The sequence below is a fragment of the Egbenema bharatensis FJBBOT/2019 genome (assembly GCF_048077055.1).
Taxonomy (GTDB): Bacteria; Cyanobacteriota; Cyanobacteriia; order Elainellales; family Elainellaceae; genus Egbenema; species Egbenema bharatensis.
The window spans coordinates 4,638,240-4,655,884 of sequence record NZ_CP182236.1 but is presented as its reverse complement, the minus strand read 5'-3'; the positions used below and the strand labels follow the sequence as shown (position 1 = coordinate 4,655,884).

Below are 17,645 nucleotides of genomic sequence, written 5' to 3'. Positions count from 1 at the left end.
AATGGTGTGGGCATTTGGTTTATCGGCTGAATGTGGTGCAGATCAGGTTGCCGCCGAGCAATTCGCACAGCACTTTGACGGTCTTTCCTGGGTTCTTTCCAGCGGTCATCAGTCCCAGTGTTATACAGCAGTTTTTCAGGATATTGAGGAAAACTGGTGGTGTCAGGTTTGTCCCAGTGGCATCAGTGACGTGGGAATTGATCAATCCGACATTGCTTACCAGATGACAGAGTTGGGCATCTTACTCTATCAACGGCTGCGCTCGGCTCCACCCTTTCGCTATGCTTTAGTGGGCGTGGAAGTGGATGAATTTAGAACCTACAGTGAGTTGAGTACAGAAAACCCTGAAATTAGCTTTCCAGGCTTAGTGTTAGCGGAGTCAGTCTGGCGATTGTTTGGAGCCTCGACCAAATTCCGTCCTTTCAGCCCAGGTTATGTTTGGCACCCCTATGAAGGCGAAGTTTACAATCCATTGGTAGTATCACCAGCTTTGAGAAATAAGCTGAATGAACTGCTTGTCAAGTGAATTCAACGATTGATCGGAGATTAACATAACAGAAAAGGACATCTCATAAAGAGATGCCCTCCAGTTAAGATACGCATCAGGTACGCCAGGTTTAGCCCGCCAGTGCGTTTGCTCCACCGACCACTTCCAGAATTTCCTGGGTAATGGCAGCCTGCCGCTCCTTGTTGTAGGACAGGGTGAGCGTCTTGATCAACTCACTCGCATTCTCGCTGGCGTTGCTCATGGCTGTCATCCGAGCTGCCAATTCACTCGCGGCTGACTCTTGCAGGGCCCGCAATAACTGGTTGTTCAGGTACAGCGGCAACAATGCATCCAGAATTTGGACGGGATCTTGTTCAAAGATCATGTCTTTTGACATCGGGGGAATCGCAGAAGCATCCACGCGCTGCCGTTCCACCTGAAATACACCTTCACGGGTGGTTAACCGGAAAATTTCATCGTCAGACGCTTCCAGTCCTTGAGGATCTAGAGGAAGCAGGGTTTGCACCACCGGACGAGAGCTGATGGTGGAAACGAACTTGGTGTAGATTAGCTCCACCCGATCGACTTCGTCTGAGAGAAACAGCGATAGGAGTTCATCCGCGATTTGGGAAGCCTCCTGGGCAGTCGGAACTTGCTCCAGCCCAATGAAGGTACTGCTGATTGGCTGCTCCCGGCGTTGGAAGTACTGGGTTGCTTTTCGTCCCACCAGAACATACTTGTAGTTCAGCCCTTCCGCCTGAAGTTCCTTGGCGCGGTTTTCTGCCCGACGGATCACGTTTGCGTTGTAACCGCCGCAGAGACCCCGATCGCCTGTCACCACCAGCAGACCAACGGTTTGAACATCCCGCTTTTTCAACAGCGGTAGATTCACATCTTCAAATTGCAGGCGAGTCTGTAAGCCATAAAGAACCTGGGCCAGGCGATCGGCGAAGGGGCGAGTCGCAATCACCTGCTCCTGGGCCCGACGCACCTTGGCTGCTGCCACCAGACGCATTGCTTCAGTAATCTTTTTCGTATTCTTGACCGATTGAATTCGGTCGCGAATTGCCTTGAGGTTTGCCATGACTATGTAGGGAATAGGGAGTAGGGAGTAGGGAGTAGGGGCAATTGCGTTCGCACAGCGACTCCGAAGGAGCGATCGCCCATACATAGAGGGGAGTGGGGAGCAGGTCAAGCATCAGAATGAACCACTTGACTCTGATCGCTGATCCCTGACTCCCGATCCCCGATAACCAACTAAACCGTTGCAAAGAAGGTCTTCTTGTACTCAGCGATCGCTTCCTTCAGCAGACCTTCTGCCTCTTCGTTGAGCTGCCGCTCATTGCCAATCACTTCCATGTACCGCGCTTTGCTGGTCTTCAGGTAATCCCGCAGTCCCTTGGTGAACGTCACCACTTTATCAGTAGGGATGTCATCCAGATAGCCATTAATGCCGGAGTAGATCAGAGCAACTTGCTCCGCAACTGAGAGCGGAGAATATTGAGGCTGCTTCAGGATTTCCCGGAGCCGTTGACCCCGTGCCAACTGGTTCTGAGTTGCTTTATCCAGGTCAGAGGCAAACTGGGCGAAGGCTTGCAGTTCATCAAACTGAGCCAGTTCCAGCTTCACCTTACCCGCAACTTTCTTCATCGCTTTGGTCTGAGCCGCCGAACCCACACGGGATACGGAAATCCCAGGGTTTACTGCCGGACGCTGACCAGAGTTGAATAGGTTGGAGGACAGGAAGATCTGACCGTCCGTGATGGAAATTACGTTGGTGGGAATGTACGCCGATACGTCACCCGCCTGGGTTTCCACGATCGGCAGAGCCGTCATACTGCCACTGCCCAACTCATCGTTGAGTTTTGCCGCCCGCTCCAGCAAGCGAGAGTGGAGGTAGAATACGTCTCCAGGATAGGCTTCCCGACCCGGTGGACGACGGAGCAGCAGGGACATTTGACGATAAGCCTGAGCCTGCTTGGAGAGGTCATCGTAGATTACCAGGGTGTGCTTGCCTTTGTACATGAAGTATTCTGCCAAAGCCGCACCCGTGTAAGGGGCCAGGTATTGTAGAGCCGCTGGATCGTTAGCATTGGCAGCCACAACGATCGTGTAATCTAACGCGCCTTTCTCCCGGAACGTTTCCACCACCTGAGCTACAGTGGAAGCCTTTTGACCGATCGCCACGTAAACGCAAATTACATCTTCAGATTTCTGGTTGAGGATGGTGTCTACTGCAATGGTCGTCTTTCCAGTCTGACGGTCGCCAATGATCAACTCCCGCTGACCACGACCGACGGGAATCATGGCATCGATAGCGGTAATCCCAGTTTGCAGGGGTTCGCAAACGGAACGACGATCGATAATTCCCGGTGCGCCAGATTCTAACAGGCGAGTTTCAGAAGTTGGGATATCCCCTTTTCCGTCGATCGGACGCGCCAGGGAGTCCACGACCCGACCCAGCATGGCATCGCCCACCGGGATCGAAGCAATTTTGCTGGTGGCCTTAACCGTACTGCCTTCCTGGATATCGCGGCCTTCGCCCATTAACACGGCACCGACGTTATCTTCTTCCAGGTTTAGGGCAATCCCAATCGTGCCATCTTCAAATTCCAGCAGTTCGCTAGCCATGACTCGGTCTAAGCCATAAACACGAGCGATACCGTCTCCTACCGAGAGCACAGTCCCGACGTTGGACATTTGCACATCCTGGTCGTACTGCTGAATCTGCTGGCGAATAATATTGCTAATTTCGTCTGGTCTAATGCTGATTGCCATTGGTTTTTCTCTTTCAGTAAAAGGTTAAGGGTGAAGGATAAACCGTTTTAGAGGTTGGAGGCAGGATTAGCGGATCCCTGAATTCTGGAGCACTAATCCTGGTTCTAGCTCGCTCCAGTTAGCCGCATTCCAAGCTGGCGCAGTTGCCCCCGCAGGCTGAGATCGAGAATCTGTGAACCCACTTTGATGATGACACCGCCGATCAGATTGGGGTCAACCTTAATGTCCAGGTCAACCTGTTGAGCTTGGGTCAGGGCCGTCACTTTCTGGCGAATGGATTCCTGCTGCTCTTCAGAGAGATCCACTGCTGACGTGACTTCCGCCAGAACCGCCTGCTTCAGTTGACGCACCAGAGCTTGAAACTGCTTGCAAATGGGTTCCAGGAAAACGATCCGCCCCCGATCGATTAACAGCATCAAAAAGTTTTGGGTGTAGGGATGAAGCTGATCGCCACCTGCCAACTGATTCAGAATCCCCTTCTTCTGCTCTGGCTTAAACATAGGACTCGTCATGCAGAGCCGCAGCTCATCAGATTCCTTCAGCAGATTGAGCAGAGAGCTAATGTCGTCATTAATGCGATCGACCAGATCACTATCCTTCGCCAGAGACATTAAAGCTTGAGCATAGGGTTCAGCAATTTCTGTGGAGAGGAGTGTGGATCTCATGAGTGACCTCCAATACTGGCTATACTGCGATCGATCAACTGTTGCTGAGTAGATTCACTCAATCCAGATTTCAACTGACCTTCCACTCGCTCCAGGGCAAGCGTCGCAATCCGCTGCCGAAGTTCGTTCATCACCCGGTCTTGCTGACTGGACAGATCCTGGGCCGCTGCTGCCTTCATGCGCTCGATATCCTCCTGCGCCTGAGCCAGCACCGCTTCCCGAACCGCCTTGGAGCGCTCTTCGGCTTCGGCCAGAATGCGGGATGCTTCCGTTTGCGCCTGAGCTAATTTCTGCTGCTCCTCTGCCAGGGCAGATGCCGCCTCTTTCTTCCGCTGTTCCGCCTCTTGAATCGACTCGGCAATCCGAGCTTGGCGATCGGCCAGCGTCTTACCCAGGAATCCGCGACCAAAGTAAATCAGAACACCAATAATGATCGCCAGGTTAATAATATTTGTCTCCAGGATGTCGAAGTTTAGGCCAAACCCCGACTCCTCCGCTTCCGCGACCGCCTCAACAGCCAGTACTATGAAAGTCCCCATGATTACCATTCAGTATCGTTGCTTTGCTTAACCAACCGTCTGTGACCCGATCAACTTTTCTAGAATCTGACGGCTCAAGTCATCCACCTGATGCTCTAGCGACTGCAATGCCGCTTGCTTTTGCTGATCTAGCTCCTGCTGGGCTGCTTCTCGCTGGGCTTGAGCTTCCCGTTGAGCTTCGGCAATTTGTCCAGCCGCAATTTTTTCTGCCTCTGCCTCCGCCTCTGCAATCAGGCTTTGAGATTTACGACGAGTCTCTGCCAGTTCTTGCTCGTACTGTTTTGCCAGGTTTTCTGCCTTTGAGATTCGCTCCTTCGCCTCGGCTAGATTCGTGCGAATGTAAGCACTCCGATCGTCGATCGCTTTCCCTAACGGCTTGTAAAAAACTGCATTCAGTAAAATGACAAGGATAATGAATTGCACCGCCATTAACGGCAGCGTGGCATCAATATCAAACAGTCCACCTTTACCGCCCTCGGCAGCAGCTTCAGCAGCGAGCAGGATAGTCCAGTGAATCATATTCTTTGACCCCGGTGAGATAGAAAGGGGTGATACTCCGAAAACGACCAAAATTAAAAAGAGGGGGTAGAGACGCGATCGATCGCGCCTCTAGGGAGTGAGAAATTTACGCGAAGGGGTTAGCGAACAGTAGCACCAGTGCAACCACCAGACCGTAAATTGTCAACGCTTCCATGAACGCCAAGCTCAGAAGCAACGTACCACGGATTTTTCCTTCTGCTTCGGGCTGACGAGCAATCCCTTCCACAGCTTGACCTGCCGCATTACCTTGACCAATACCAGGGCCGATTGCACCTAGACCTACAGCTAATGCAGCAGCAAGAACGGAAGCGGCAGCAATTGTTGGATTCATGATGTTTTCCTTACCTTGTTACACTAAATAAACAACGAAACGAGCGTGGTTGTAGGTTAGCGTTGCTACGCTACCGATGGTTCCAAAGCGTTGTGGCTATCAACCAATCAACACCTGAAACACTTGTTTACCGGGGGAACGGAGGCGGATACCCCCTCTGAGGAACCTAGTTTCTAATGTTCCTCATGTCCTTCACCATGTTCCTCCATCGCCTCTCCAATATATGCCGCCGCCAGGGTGGCAAAGATCAATGCCTGAATCGCACTGGTGAAGAGTCCTAACGCCATGACGGGCAGCGGAATAAACAGAGGCACCAAGAGAACCAATACTCCGACCACCAGTTCGTCTGCCAGGATATTTCCAAACAAACGGAAGCTCAGGGAGAGTGGTTTGGTGAAATCTTCAATAATTTTGAAGGGCAGCATAAAGGGTACTGGCTGCACATAGTTGCCAAAGTAACCCAGACCTTTCCTGCTGAATCCGGCATAAAAATATGCCAAAGACGTAAGTAACGCGAGGGCAATTGTGGTGTTGATGTCGCTAGTTGGAGCAGCAAGTTCACCTTCTGGCAAGTGAATTAACTTCCAAGGAATTAAAGCACCTGCCCAGTTAGAAGCAAAGATGAAAAGAAACAGCGTTCCGATAAAGGGAACCCAAGGACGATATTCTTTTTCACCAATTTGCGTCTTTGCTAGATCCCGGACGAACTCCAGCGCATACTCCATCAAGTTCTGGAACCCCGCCGGAACCATCTGGATGTTGCGAGTTGCAAGGATAGAAGCAACCACCAGCAGCCCAATCACAAACCACGAAGTCAGGAACACCTGACCATGTAGCTCTAAATTGCCGACGTGCCAGTAAAATTGCTTGCCAACCTCTAATTCAGCCAGGAACAAGTGTGGGACATTCAGAACGTTCAACATTTCCATGAGATGTAGTCGTGCGATAGGTTTCCCAGAAACTTAGAGGAGTGCTAGGATACCCTAAACCTAATTGGAGTCAGGCAGGATAGTCGTTCGCAGCATATAGAAAATGACCGCAGCTTTGTAGGTTAAGAACCCCAAAAAAATGGGCATGATTTGTAGCTGATTCAACTGAGAGGCAGTTACAATCACCCCAATCAGAAGAGCGAGTCGGGCACTGCCCAGTTTTGACCGCTCCCGTCCAAGCTGCGCTACATTCCTAGCCAACATTCTCAAGTAAACCACACCTGTGCATGCTCCAATCAGATAATTGAGAGCAATATTAAGGGAATAGAAAATCCAGACAGAGACAAAGATAATCCCTGTTAGGATGAGCGTAACTTTCAACAAATCCTGCTGAAGCTGGTAGTATTCCTGCATTGAGGAATCGGGTGAGTCTGGCAGGGTGCCAGCCTCCTGAGCTTCAGTTGAGGCTGTTGGCTCTTGTGGATCTTGAGCGGTTTCGTGAGACGTTTCTGGCGAGTTCACAGGATTTTAGAACATATCCAGAGTGTTGGCTGGGTCTATAGATGACCCTAAAAAATCATATCACTGACAGGTAACAATACTTAATGAGTTATTGATCGGATGGAGTCAAAAGGATCAGTTGTTGGGCCAGCAGCGATCGCACTTCAGCAAGCTCCAAACCCGTATCAGACAATAAGTTCGCTACGGTTGATCCCACCCGATTTTCATCGCATGCCTTGAGAAATCTCCACTCTGCTTCATTTAAGTTCACAATTTGGTAATCGTAGTTAAACAGGCAGCGACCGTCCCAGCCGTCCATGCAGGGATTGCGTTCGGGAATGGCGTTGAGTAGGGCAGCATCTGATGACCAGTCGGCGTGAGGAAGGGGAGCGCGTCCCAGGAAAAATTCGTAGTGGGTGATGGCTTGCGGGTCGAGTAGTTCAATTAACCGATAACGCTGGCGATCGTCTAACTTTTTAGCCCGTTCCATGAGTTCTGGGGATTTGCCCAGTAAGCGATCGAGATCCCAGGTGCGAGGATTGGAGAAGCCCAGGAATTTCAGTCCAGAGGCATCGATCAGCTCAAACAAGGTATCAATGTTGTAATCGATTTCCTGGGGATGGACATACATATCAGCAAAGCATTCATCCCGCTGGTTCTCCATCGACCAGCGTTCCTGCTCTCGCTGCACCAGCCGATTATTCTCTGGCAATGAGGCAAAAACTTCGCGCCCAACCTTCACCCCATCCCGGTAATCTCCTTTTTTCTCTCCCTGGAGTAGACCGATCGCCTGCTGCATCAGCTTAATTTCCCAGCGACCCAATTCTCCGTAGACAAAAATATGCATTAACCCGCCCGGAGCCAGTTTAGGGGCAAGGGACTGAATCCCGCGGATCGGATCGGGTAGATGGTGCAGCACCCCCACACAGTTGATCAGATCAAACTCTCCAGGCAGGCGATCGGCATCATACAGGCTGAGGTGATGGAACTCGACCCGGTTTGCCCCCGATCGTTGACAGCGTTCCCTGGCAACCGCCAAGGCTCCGGCACTCAAGTCAATTCCTACGACCTGAGCTTCAGGATTGAGATGCACCAGGTATTCTGTCCCTACGCTCGTTCCGCATCCGGCATCCAGAATCCGAATATCCTGTCGAGCCGGCTTTTGTCCAGTGCAAAAGTTGTAGGCTGCGAGCCAGTTCCATCGCCAGTTGTAGCCTGGTGGTGGCTCATCCAGCAGGGGTTCTGGGGGAAAAGGATAGGTGTCGTAAAGTTTAGCAACGGCGGTGCTAATAGTCTGTGGGTCTGACATAAGAGATTTTCACTGCTCGATCGCAGCGCATTGATCCGAACTCACCAGATCTGAGTGTATCGAAAAGGGGACTGCTATCCCCAACGATCCAGGAATTCTCTAATCGTGCCACCCTCAGTCAGTCCAATTCAATCATCTACAGCTATCCTCCGTAGGATTTGAACGGGGTGCAGGGGTAAAACCCTGGCGTGGGGGCGTTGCCCCTCCCCCCTTGTTCACAAACAATTTGTGAACGCTATATCACTCTTGTGGGGTGGGCAGCGTTTCGACTGAGTGCTCAAGCCGAAGTCTTGCCCGCCCAGTCAGCACAGCAGAACGATCGCACCAGTAGTTACACACCACCACCTTCAAAAGATGAGCAAAATGATCAAGACGATGACTGTTCCTGCTCAATCCGCTGCTTCGCCATTTGCTCAAACCAGCTTACAACCTGGGGAACTGTCAACTGCTCGATCGCTATCCCCGCCTCTGATGCGATTTGCGTCAGGGGATTCAGCGAGGAAATGACCAGTTTGGCAAAGAAATTTTTGAAGCTCTGATCAAAGCCGTTTTCCGGTCGTAGCGATGGATCTTGCTCCACCCAATTGGCAATTTGTTGCGGCTTCAGTTGGGCGATCGGCTGCTCATACTGCTGGGCAATTTGCTTAAGGGAACGCAGGGAATAGATAGCCACCCTGGCGGAAAAGCGATCGCGGGAGGTCATCATGGCGATGTCTACTTCCGCACATTCCTCTGGGGTTAAAAATTGCTCAGATGCAGCTTGAAAATCACTCATGTATTAAGCCCTTAATTCAAGATTTCCCAGCAACAAACGAATTATTTTGGGTTGAATGGTACTCGCTCAGGATGATGGATTAAATAACCTGTTCACCGTTCTGCTTCTTTGACTGGACGGGCAAGACTTCGGCTTGAGCACTCAGTCGAAACGCTGCCCACCCCACAAGAATTGTAGGTTATTCACTTTGCATTCCTGAGGATGGTGAGCACTGTCCACCATACAATTTTCTCTTTTCTTTTCTTAACTCAGTCCTCAGTCCTCAGTCCTCAGTCCTCAGTCCTCAGTCCTCAGTCCTCAGTCCTCAGCACTCAATCCTCACTCTTCCTCCCACTCCTCCTCATTATCTCCCGCTTCATCCTCTACCTCATCCCCGATTGGATAGACATGGAAGACAATGCACATGCCATCTTCCCTGGCTTCTTGAAAGTATTCCAGCACCTCTGGGTTGTCTGCATAATCCTTTTCTTCGACCCAATCTTCCTCTTCGATCGCCTCGGAGATCCAACCCGACTCTTCGATGTAGTAGCGAGCTAATACTTCTGCTCCGTCTCTTTGCTTGAAGTCAATCCAGCAGTTGGCATAAGCCCCACCTGCAGTCTCAGCGTGTTCGCTTTCGGGATCAGGGATGGCATGAATGGTGAAAAAGTGCATAGGGGGTGAATTAATTTTCTGTATGCAATCTTAGGACATAAGGTATTTAAGCTATTTTTTTTCCTGAATTAAATACCCGCAGCGATGTTCACCATTAACCAGCCAATGGGTGCGTTCCACCTTACAGCCTTGCAGAGCCAGTTCAAACATTTCTAGCTCATGACCGCAAACGCTGGGGAAAGACTCGGCGATGTGGGAAATAGCACAGTTGTATTCGGTGATGATGAAGCGGGGCGTTGCCGAGGGAGCCTCTTCTGGCTCAACCCGATGCCACTCCGCCATATAGCCTTCTGCCTTACGGAGTTCCACCAGATTGGCGACTCGCTCCTGGATAGAACCCGACCCTAGCTGCTGGCGATAGTCTAATGCTTTGCGCTCCCACTGTTTATGCAGGATGCGATTTACCTGGTCTTTGCCAACGGTTTCGGCCAGGGTATCGAGCAGGGAAAGGGCAAAATCATCGTAGCGATCGGGCAGGCGATCGCGGCCTTCGCGGCTGAGGTGATAGACAAAGTTAGGACGACCCATTCCCACTTGAATCGCCTGATGTTCAATCAATCCATCGTCTTCCAAATCCTTCAGGTGCCGACGGATGGCCTGGGGGCTGACCTCCAGCGATTCAGCCAAATCCTGAGCCGTTGCCTGGCCCTGCTTAAGGAGATGATTCAAAATATCTTGTTTGGTGGAAGGCTGCTGCGCGGCTGTCATCAGTTTTCCCAGAACAGGTTTTCCAGAGTCGTTTCCCAGAGTTGTCAGATCTGCAACTCGATACGCCAAAAGTCAGACAAAGAGAGCCAAAAGGCTCTAAAATACACTTTGACAACACAGACGTTGCTAAAGTACTTTACAATTAGTAGTAAAGCAACAAATGTGTTGTTTTAATTATAAGATCTGTTGGTCGTCCTGTCGCCTAAGAGAGATGAATACATCGAGTCAGCAAACGAGTCAAGCCTCCGACAAAAGCCTGGAAGCCATGCGGCATTTCTCAGAGCAATACGCCAAACGCACTGGAACATACTTTTGTGTCGATCCAGGTGTAACCGCAGTGGTGATCGAAGGTTTGGCCAAGCACAAGGATGAATTGGGTTCTCCCCTGTGTCCTTGTCGCCATTACGAAGATAAGAAAGCTGAAGCCGAAGCTGCCTACTGGAATTGTCCCTGTGTGCCAATGCGAGAGCGCAAAGAATGCCACTGTATGTTGTTTTTGACTTCTGACAACGATTTCGCAGGCGACAAACAAGAAATTGGCTTTGACGAGATCCGCACGATTACCAACCAGTACTAGTCGTTTGGGATGGATGATTTTGGATTGACGATCGGCTGTTAAATCCAAAATCTAAAATCCAAAATCTAAACCCCGAAATTCCGTGTCGAGAGAGAACCTGACCCATGACTACCTCTGTCAAAACTTTTGTTAATCAGCCCTATAAATACGGATTTGTCACCGACATTGAGTCGGACTCCCTGCCGCCTGGACTCAGCGAAGATGTAATTCGGCTCATTTCTGCCAAGAAAAACGAGCCAGCCTTTATGCTGGATTTTCGTCTGAGAGCTTACCGTCAATGGCTCAAGATGGCAGAACCCCAGTGGGCAGAGGTCGGATACCCCAGGATCGACTACGAGAAAATTATTTACTACTCTGCGCCGAAGCAGCAGAAAAAACTGGACAGCCTGGATGAGGTTGATCCAACATTGCTGGAAACCTTTGAGAAGCTGGGTATTCCTCTGTCGGAACAAAAGCGGTTGTCCAACGTAGCAGTCGATGCAGTGTTTGATAGCGTATCCGTTGCCACGACCTTTAAGGAGAAACTGGCGGAGGAAGGGGTCATCTTCTGCTCCATCTCGGAAGCGGTACAGAAGTATCCTGATCTGGTGCAAAAGTATCTGGGCAGTGTTGTTCCGGTTGGCGATAATTTCTTTGCTGCTTTGAATTCTGCTGTGTTTAGTGATGGATCGTTTGTCTACGTTCCTAAGAACACTAAATGCCCGATGGAATTATCTACCTATTTCCGGATCAATAATGGTGATTCAGGGCAGTTCGAGCGGACGCTGATCATTGCTGAGGAAGGTAGCTCGGTCAGCTATCTGGAAGGCTGTACGGCTCCCATGTTTGACACGAATCAGCTCCATGCAGCAGTGGTAGAACTGGTGGCGTTGGACAATGCAGATATTAAGTATTCCACGGTACAGAACTGGTACGCCGGAGATGAAACGGGTAAGGGTGGCATCTATAACTTCGTCACAAAGCGCGGTTTGTGTCAGGGCGTGAACTCTAAGATCTCCTGGACTCAGGTGGAAACGGGATCAGCGATTACCTGGAAGTATCCAAGCTGTGTGCTGGTGGGCGATAACTCGGTCGGTGAGTTTTATTCTGTAGCACTGACTAACAATCGTCAGCAGGCAGACACGGGCACCAAGATGGTGCATATTGGCAAGAACACCCGCAGCACGATTATTTCTAAGGGAATTTCCGCAGGGCATTCTAAAAACAGCTATCGCGGCTTGGTAAAAGTGGGGCGAAGGCGAAAGGGGCGCGGAACTACTCCCAGTGTGACTCGATGCTGATTGGTGATACGGCGGGTGCCAACACGTTCCCCTACATTCAGGTACAAAACAATTCTGCCCGGGTAGAACACGAAGCTTCCACTTCCAAGATTGGGGAAGACCAACTGTTCTTCTTCCAGCAGCGCGGGATTTCGGCGGAAGATGCCATTTCCATGATCATCAGCGGTTTCTGTAAGGATGTGTTCAACCAACTGCCAATGGAATTCGCGGTGGAAGCCGATCGCCTCCTGAGCCTGAAGTTGGAAGGCAGCGTCGGTTGATCGAGCCAGTTTGGAAGCATGATGCGATGCAGTTAGGAATCGAGTGAGAGTTTAGTTAGGTATCTGAAATGATCATTGAAAATAGCGAGGTTATTCTTTCCGTCAAGAACTTAACGGCTGATGTAGACGGAACCCCGATTCTAAAAGGGCTGAATTTAGAAGTCAAATCGGGCGAAGTCCACGCCATTATGGGCCCGAACGGTTCTGGAAAGAGTACCTTTTCCAAGGTGCTGGCGGGCCATCCGGACTACGAAGTAACGGGAGGTGAACTCATCTTTCGGGGAGAGGATTTATCTGAACTGGAACCGGAAGACCGGGCGCGATCGGGCATCTTTTTGGCGTTTCAGTATCCTCTAGAGATTCCCGGAGTCAGCAACCTCGACTTTCTGCGGGTGGCGTACAACTCGAAGCGCAAGCATTTGGGGGAAGAAGAACTGGATGCCTTCGATTTTGACGAGTTAGTGCAGCAAAAGCTGGACGTGGTCAAAATGGATGCTAGCTTCCTCAGCCGCAGTGTGAATGAAGGATTCTCTGGCGGCGAAAAGAAGCGAAATGAAATTCTGCAAATGGCTCTCCTGGAACCGAAGCTGGCAATTCTGGATGAAACGGATTCCGGGCTGGATATTGATGCCCTGAAGATTGTGTCCAATGGCGTGAATCAGCTTTCTAATCCCGACAATGCGCTCGTCCTGATCACCCACTATCAACGGCTGCTGAATTACATTGAGCCGGATTACGTTCACATCATGGCCAATGGTCGGATTCTTCGCACCGGAACTAAGGAACTGGCTCTAGAGGTGGAAGAGCGTGGTTACGATTGGGTGCTGGAAGCCGCAGGGGAGGTGGTGGCATCATGACGATTCAAGTCTCTGCGAATCCGATGACCGCTGAACTAACGCCAACCATGAAGCGAGATGCTTACCTGGCTCATCTGCTGAATCTAGTCAAACAAACTCAACCGACTCAGGCATGGCTCACGGCATTGCGCGATCGGGCCTTAGCCCAGGTACAGTCCCAGTCATTTCCGACCACCCGTGATGAGGAATGGCGGTTTACCGATCTGTCCCCGTTGCTGGAGGTACCGTTTGCAGGAGTCGGGAGTTCTCCTGCGGAGACGCTCCGCGAACGGGAGTCGGGAGTCGGGTTGGGGACTCTCGATCGGTTTGTGTTGCCGGAAGCGGTGAATAGTCGGCTGGTATTTGTCGATCGAGTCTATGCCCCAGAGCTATCGTCGATCGCCAATTTGCCTGATGGATTGACCGTTGGTGCGCTGTCTGGTTTGCCGGATCTGAAGCTGGAGACTTATCTCGGTCAGCAGTCGGGGCATGACGAACTGTTTACGGCTCTCAATACAGCCGGTTTGACGGATGCTGCGATCGTCTGGGTTCCTAAAAATCTAGCGGTAGAAACGCCGATTCATTTGCTGTTTGTTTCTACGGCAGGTGAAACGCCTTTATTTAACCAACCGCGCTGTCTGGTGGTGGCTGAACCCAATAGCTCCGTGACGATTGTTGAGGAGTATGGAGCGATCGGACAGGGGCAATCCTTCACCAATGCAGTGACGGAAATCTGGGTTGAGGGCAACGCTGAGGTCAATCATACTAGACTACAGCGGGAGTCTGATCCGGCTTTCCATGTGGGTAAGACAGCCGTTTCCCAGGCGCGAGATTCCCGGTATATCTGCCATGCCATTAGTCTGGGAGCCGCGATTTCTCGCCATCACCTGGAGATTTACCAGACCGGAGAGCAAATTCAGACAACGCTCAATGGACTAACGATCGCCAGAGGGACTCAACTGGCGGATACCCATAGTAAGATTGCCCTGACTCAGCCCTACGCGACGACGAATCAACTCCATAAGTGCATTGTGGACGACAGAGCGCACACCGTCTTCAACGGTAAGGTGTTTGTACCCCAGGCGGCTCAACTCACCAATGCCGGACAGTTGAATCAGAATCTTCTCCTCTCCCCTAAAGCCAGGGTAGACACCAAACCCCAGCTTGAAATTGTTGCCGATAACGTGAAATGTACCCACGGGGCCACGGTGGGACAACTGGAAGCAGATGAAGTGTTTTACCTTCAGAGCCGGGGGATTGATGCTGACAGTGCTCGCAGCTTGCTGATCTATGCCTTTGCGATCGAAATCATTAACGATATTCCGATCGAGACGTTGCGCGATCGATTGTCTGAATGCTTCAGGTAAGGCAAAGCCTTTGGGCAACAATTTCTAAAATTGCAGGATTGTCTACTGAATGCTTTGCCCCTACATAATGTGAATCCGTCCTTTCACCTTCTCCTCCTCCCCACCGATTATGACTATTGCTCAAGAAAGAACCCTTGCCTCTAAAGTTCGCGCCGACTTTCCCATCCTGCATCAAACGGTGCATGACAAACCACTGGTTTATCTGGACAATGCGGCCACTTCCCAGAAGCCCAGGGCAGTTCTAGAGGCGTTGCAGCATTATTATCAAACGGATAATGCGAATGTGCATCGCGGCGTTCACACCTTGAGTTCGCGGGCGACGGATAGCTATGAAGGGGCGCGGGATAAGGTGGCCGCGTTCGTCAATGCGGAAAGTCGGGAGCAAATTGTTTATACACGCAACGCCAGCGAAGCGATCAATTTGGTGGCCTATTCCTGGGGTATGAATCATCTTCAAGCGGGGGACGAAGTGATTCTCACAGTGATGGAACACCACAGTAATTTGATTCCCTGGCAGCTTGTGTCCCAGCGTACCGGAGCAGTTCTTAAGTTTGTTGAATTAACAGACACCCAGGAATTTGATTTAGACCACTTCAAATCACTGCTTTCAAACAAAACGAAGCTGGTTGCCGTCGTTCATGTCTCGAATACACTGGGCTGTATTAATCCGGTAGAAGAGATTACGCGACTTGCCCATCAGCACGGAGCCAGAGTTCTGATTGATGCCTGCCAGAGTGTGCCCCATATGCCGATCGATGTGCAGGCGATCGACTGTGATTGGTTAGTGGGTTCAGGGCACAAAATGTGTGCGCCCACGGGCATTGGCTTCCTGTACGGCAAGCTGGATCTGTTGCGCTCCATGCCGCCTTTCTTGGGTGGGGGGGAAATGATTGCCGATGTCTTTCTAGATCATTCCACCTACGCTGATTTACCCCACAAGTTTGAAGCTGGAACTCCCGCCATTGCCGAGGCGATCGGACTCGGTGCGGCAGTCGATTACTTGACCAGTATTGGGATGGACAAGATCCATGCCTACGAGCAGGAGTTGACCCTTTACCTGTTTGAACAACTCAACCAGATTCCCGAAGTCCAAATTTACGGGCCGCAGCCGAATGCAACTGCCAGCAATCGGGCAGCCCTGGTCTCCTTTACAACGGGAGCCGTCCATCCCCATGACCTGTCCACCATTCTGGATCAGGCGGGCATTGCAATTCGAGCGGGACACCACTGCACACAACCCCTGCACCGCTATATCAACGCCCAATCCACTGCCAGAGCCAGCCTCTACTTCTACAACACCCGCGAAGAAATTGATACATTTATTGCATCTTTGAAGGAAGCGATCGAGTTTTTTAGCGGCATTTTTGGATAGGCTGTAGATAATTCAACGGAAGACTTTCAATTATTTCACCCTAACTTAACTCAGAACAGCAGTTTATGAAGCTTCGATGATACTGCCGCCATTCTATTGCGGCACAGGTTCTTTTTAAAGATCCTTGAGAGGGAGTAGCCACGGCATTTAATTGCATTGCAATCGAGGGAACAGTCGGGATAAGGCTTTTTTCAGTCTCATCCACAATTTGAACTCGGCAGCTTTGCTCATTTCAGGCTGTCCGTCCGTTGCTAGATTGCTCGATCGCGCAAATGATCAGCATTTCCTCTATCAGAAGAGCCTACTGCCAATGGAACTAGCCTGGTTAATTGAAAAGTTAGACAAGCCCATTAAGCATGTTGATGGTGAAGTAACCCTGTGTCATCAAACAAAAGTTTGGAAGATACATCTCATCCGTGGTCAAGTTCTTTACATTGCAGGTGGAGAGCATCCTACAAGACGATGGAGCAGAGCGTTACAGCAACATAGCATCAATTGGAACTGGAGCACTGAACTCCCTCGACTTCCGGACAAACATAACTGGGAATGCCAACTGCTGAATCGGGGCATTAGCCAAAGCCAGTTGAGCCTGGTTCGGGCCAAGCTAATTGTCCGAAGTACTGCGCAGGAAGGGTTGTTTGAGTTGAGCAGCCAGACTCACATGGAAAGCCAGTGGATGCCGAATGAATATGAAATTTGGGATTCCTGTCGATCGATCGCGCTTTCATCCTGGGAAATGCAAGCCATCCTTGGTCGGGCAACCAGAATGCGGCAAGAATGGCAGGAGGCAGGCTTAGACCATCTCAGCCCGACGCTGGCACCGGCATTAACTCAACAAGATTTGCCTGCCGAATTACTTCCCGTCCCCCAACAGTACCTCAATGGTGAGCTGACCCTATGGGACATTGCGTTACGGCTGGAGCAATCTGTGGTAGGTGTAACCTGTTCCTTAATACCCTGGCTGGAGAAGGGTGTGTTGCAGTTTAAAGCGGTTGAGGATTGCGCCCCACTTACTGCAGAACAGCCGATTGGCGTAACCTCGCCCGGAGCAACCTCGCCCGGAGCAACCTCACCCGGTGCAACCTCGCCCGGAGTAACCCTGCCACCCGCCGCGAGCAAACCACCTCCTGTCCAGCAACAACCCCTCATCGCCTGCATCGACGACAGCCCGGTATTAGCCCATACATTAAAAAAAATTCTAGTCTCGTCAGGATACCAGATGTTGAGCATTCCAGAACCCATGCGAGGGTTTGCTCAACTGATTGAACATAAACCGGATTTAATCCTTCTAGATTTGCTTTTGCCGAATGCTGATGGCTATAGCATCTGCAAATTTTTGCGAGATACCCCTGTATTTAAGAAAACACCAATCATTATCTTAACGGGGCAAAGTAGTTCGATCGATCGAGTTCGCGCAATGCTGGCGGGGGCAACTGAATTTTTGAGCAAACCTCCCCATGCCGATGAGTTATTGCAGATGATTCAGAAGTATATTGACCCAAAAGCTATGCCATGAGAGGAGTGAAATCAAGAGCGTCATTTCGATCGACCAATCAAGGTGCTCAACCATTCAAAATTACTGACATCAGTGCCATTCAAATATAGCTTCACAGGAGCTTCATAAAAGAGGCGTGAGTCCAATCAAATTCTCATTGTTCTCTCATCCTTCTCAACCGGATCGTTATAGAACCTGTTGATGAGTAGATCAGGAAATTAACTCAATCAGGTGCACCAATC

General features: G+C 50.6%; 18 protein-coding genes and 1 pseudogene. 7 read left to right on the top strand and 12 right to left on the bottom strand.

Features of this window, described 5'->3' with window-relative positions; all coding sequences use genetic code 11:
* Nucleotide 1: 1 nt before the first annotated feature.
* Complete coding sequence (locus tag ACM1PF_RS21540) at nt 2-526, top strand: hypothetical protein (protein ID WP_416666716.1); 525 nt, start codon at nt 2-4, stop codon at nt 524-526.
* A gap of 91 nt (nt 527-617) precedes the next feature.
* Here ACM1PF_RS21540 and ACM1PF_RS21535 read toward each other — a convergent pair whose 3' ends face one another.
* From ACM1PF_RS21535 to sufR, 12 genes are all read right to left on the bottom strand, one after another.
* Nucleotides 618-1,571 carry a F0F1 ATP synthase subunit gamma gene (locus ACM1PF_RS21535; protein ID WP_416666715.1) on the bottom strand — a complete coding sequence of 318 codons (954 nt, stop codon included), beginning with the start codon at nt 1,569-1,571 and terminating at the stop codon, nt 618-620.
* A gap of 173 nt (nt 1,572-1,744) precedes the next feature.
* Nucleotides 1,745-3,265: a F0F1 ATP synthase subunit alpha gene (atpA, locus tag ACM1PF_RS21530; protein WP_416666712.1), complete on the bottom strand. Its 1,521-nt coding sequence runs from the start codon at nt 3,263-3,265 to the stop codon at nt 1,745-1,747.
* 104 nt (nt 3,266-3,369) lie between these two features.
* The gene (atpH, locus tag ACM1PF_RS21525; RefSeq protein WP_416666709.1) at nt 3,370-3,930 is read right to left on the bottom strand and encodes an ATP synthase F1 subunit delta; all 561 of its coding nucleotides are present in this window, start codon (nt 3,928-3,930) and stop codon (nt 3,370-3,372) included.
* Nucleotides 3,927-4,469: a F0F1 ATP synthase subunit B gene (locus ACM1PF_RS21520; protein ID WP_416666707.1), complete on the bottom strand. Its 543-nt coding sequence runs from the start codon at nt 4,467-4,469 to the stop codon at nt 3,927-3,929. Before ACM1PF_RS21520 ends, atpH begins: the two co-directional genes overlap by 4 nt.
* 27 nt (nt 4,470-4,496) lie before the next feature.
* Complete coding sequence (locus ACM1PF_RS21515; protein ID WP_416666704.1) at nt 4,497-4,988, bottom strand: F0F1 ATP synthase subunit B'; 492 nt, start codon at nt 4,986-4,988, stop codon at nt 4,497-4,499.
* A 106-nt stretch (nt 4,989-5,094) separates the two neighbouring features.
* Complete coding sequence (gene atpE / locus ACM1PF_RS21510; RefSeq protein ID WP_088893994.1) at nt 5,095-5,340, bottom strand: ATP synthase F0 subunit C; 246 nt, start codon at nt 5,338-5,340, stop codon at nt 5,095-5,097.
* 173 nt (nt 5,341-5,513) lie between these two features.
* The gene (gene atpB / locus ACM1PF_RS21505) at nt 5,514-6,263 is read right to left on the bottom strand and encodes a F0F1 ATP synthase subunit A (RefSeq protein ID WP_416676749.1); all 750 of its coding nucleotides are present in this window, start codon (nt 6,261-6,263) and stop codon (nt 5,514-5,516) included.
* A 66-nt stretch (nt 6,264-6,329) separates the two neighbouring features.
* The gene (locus ACM1PF_RS21500) at nt 6,330-6,791 is read right to left on the bottom strand and encodes an ATP synthase subunit I (RefSeq protein ID WP_416666703.1); all 462 of its coding nucleotides are present in this window, start codon (nt 6,789-6,791) and stop codon (nt 6,330-6,332) included.
* 88 nt (nt 6,792-6,879) lie between these two features.
* Complete coding sequence (locus tag ACM1PF_RS21495) at nt 6,880-8,079, bottom strand: class I SAM-dependent methyltransferase (protein WP_416666701.1); 1,200 nt, start codon at nt 8,077-8,079, stop codon at nt 6,880-6,882.
* A 367-nt stretch (nt 8,080-8,446) separates the two neighbouring features.
* Nucleotides 8,447-8,854, bottom strand: a complete 408-nt coding sequence (locus ACM1PF_RS21490) for a hypothetical protein (protein WP_416666699.1) — start codon at nt 8,852-8,854, stop codon at nt 8,447-8,449.
* Between the two features lie 318 nt (nt 8,855-9,172).
* On the bottom strand, nt 9,173-9,508 hold the full coding sequence (locus ACM1PF_RS21485; protein ID WP_416666697.1) for a hypothetical protein: 336 nt from the start codon (nt 9,506-9,508) through the stop codon (nt 9,173-9,175).
* A gap of 51 nt (nt 9,509-9,559) precedes the next feature.
* Nucleotides 9,560-10,216 carry an iron-sulfur cluster biosynthesis transcriptional regulator SufR gene (gene sufR / locus ACM1PF_RS21480; RefSeq protein ID WP_416666695.1) on the bottom strand — a complete coding sequence of 219 codons (657 nt, stop codon included), beginning with the start codon at nt 10,214-10,216 and terminating at the stop codon, nt 9,560-9,562.
* Nucleotides 10,217-10,427: 211 nt separating this feature from the next.
* Here sufR and ACM1PF_RS21475 point away from each other — a divergent pair, with 211 nt between their 5' ends.
* The 6 genes and pseudogenes from ACM1PF_RS21475 (at nt 10,428) to ACM1PF_RS21450 (ending at nt 17,424) form a co-directional block, all read left to right on the top strand.
* Complete coding sequence (locus ACM1PF_RS21475; RefSeq protein ID WP_416666694.1) at nt 10,428-10,793, top strand: ferredoxin-thioredoxin reductase catalytic domain-containing protein; 366 nt, start codon at nt 10,428-10,430, stop codon at nt 10,791-10,793.
* A gap of 104 nt (nt 10,794-10,897) precedes the next feature.
* Nucleotides 10,898-12,333, top strand: a pseudogene (gene sufB, locus ACM1PF_RS21470) (Fe-S cluster assembly protein SufB).
* A gap of 68 nt (nt 12,334-12,401) precedes the next feature.
* On the top strand, nt 12,402-13,190 hold the full coding sequence (sufC, locus tag ACM1PF_RS21465) for a Fe-S cluster assembly ATPase SufC (protein WP_416666692.1): 789 nt from the start codon (nt 12,402-12,404) through the stop codon (nt 13,188-13,190).
* The gene (sufD, locus tag ACM1PF_RS21460) at nt 13,187-14,536 is read left to right on the top strand and encodes a Fe-S cluster assembly protein SufD (RefSeq protein WP_416666690.1); all 1,350 of its coding nucleotides are present in this window, start codon (nt 13,187-13,189) and stop codon (nt 14,534-14,536) included. The genes sufC and sufD overlap by 4 nt, the downstream gene beginning before the upstream one ends.
* A gap of 109 nt (nt 14,537-14,645) precedes the next feature.
* Nucleotides 14,646-15,908, top strand: a complete 1,263-nt coding sequence (locus ACM1PF_RS21455) for a SufS family cysteine desulfurase (protein WP_416666689.1) — start codon at nt 14,646-14,648, stop codon at nt 15,906-15,908.
* 310 nt (nt 15,909-16,218) lie between these two features.
* The gene (locus tag ACM1PF_RS21450) at nt 16,219-17,424 is read left to right on the top strand and encodes a response regulator (RefSeq protein ID WP_416666687.1); all 1,206 of its coding nucleotides are present in this window, start codon (nt 16,219-16,221) and stop codon (nt 17,422-17,424) included.
* Nucleotides 17,425-17,645 lie beyond the last annotated feature (221 nt).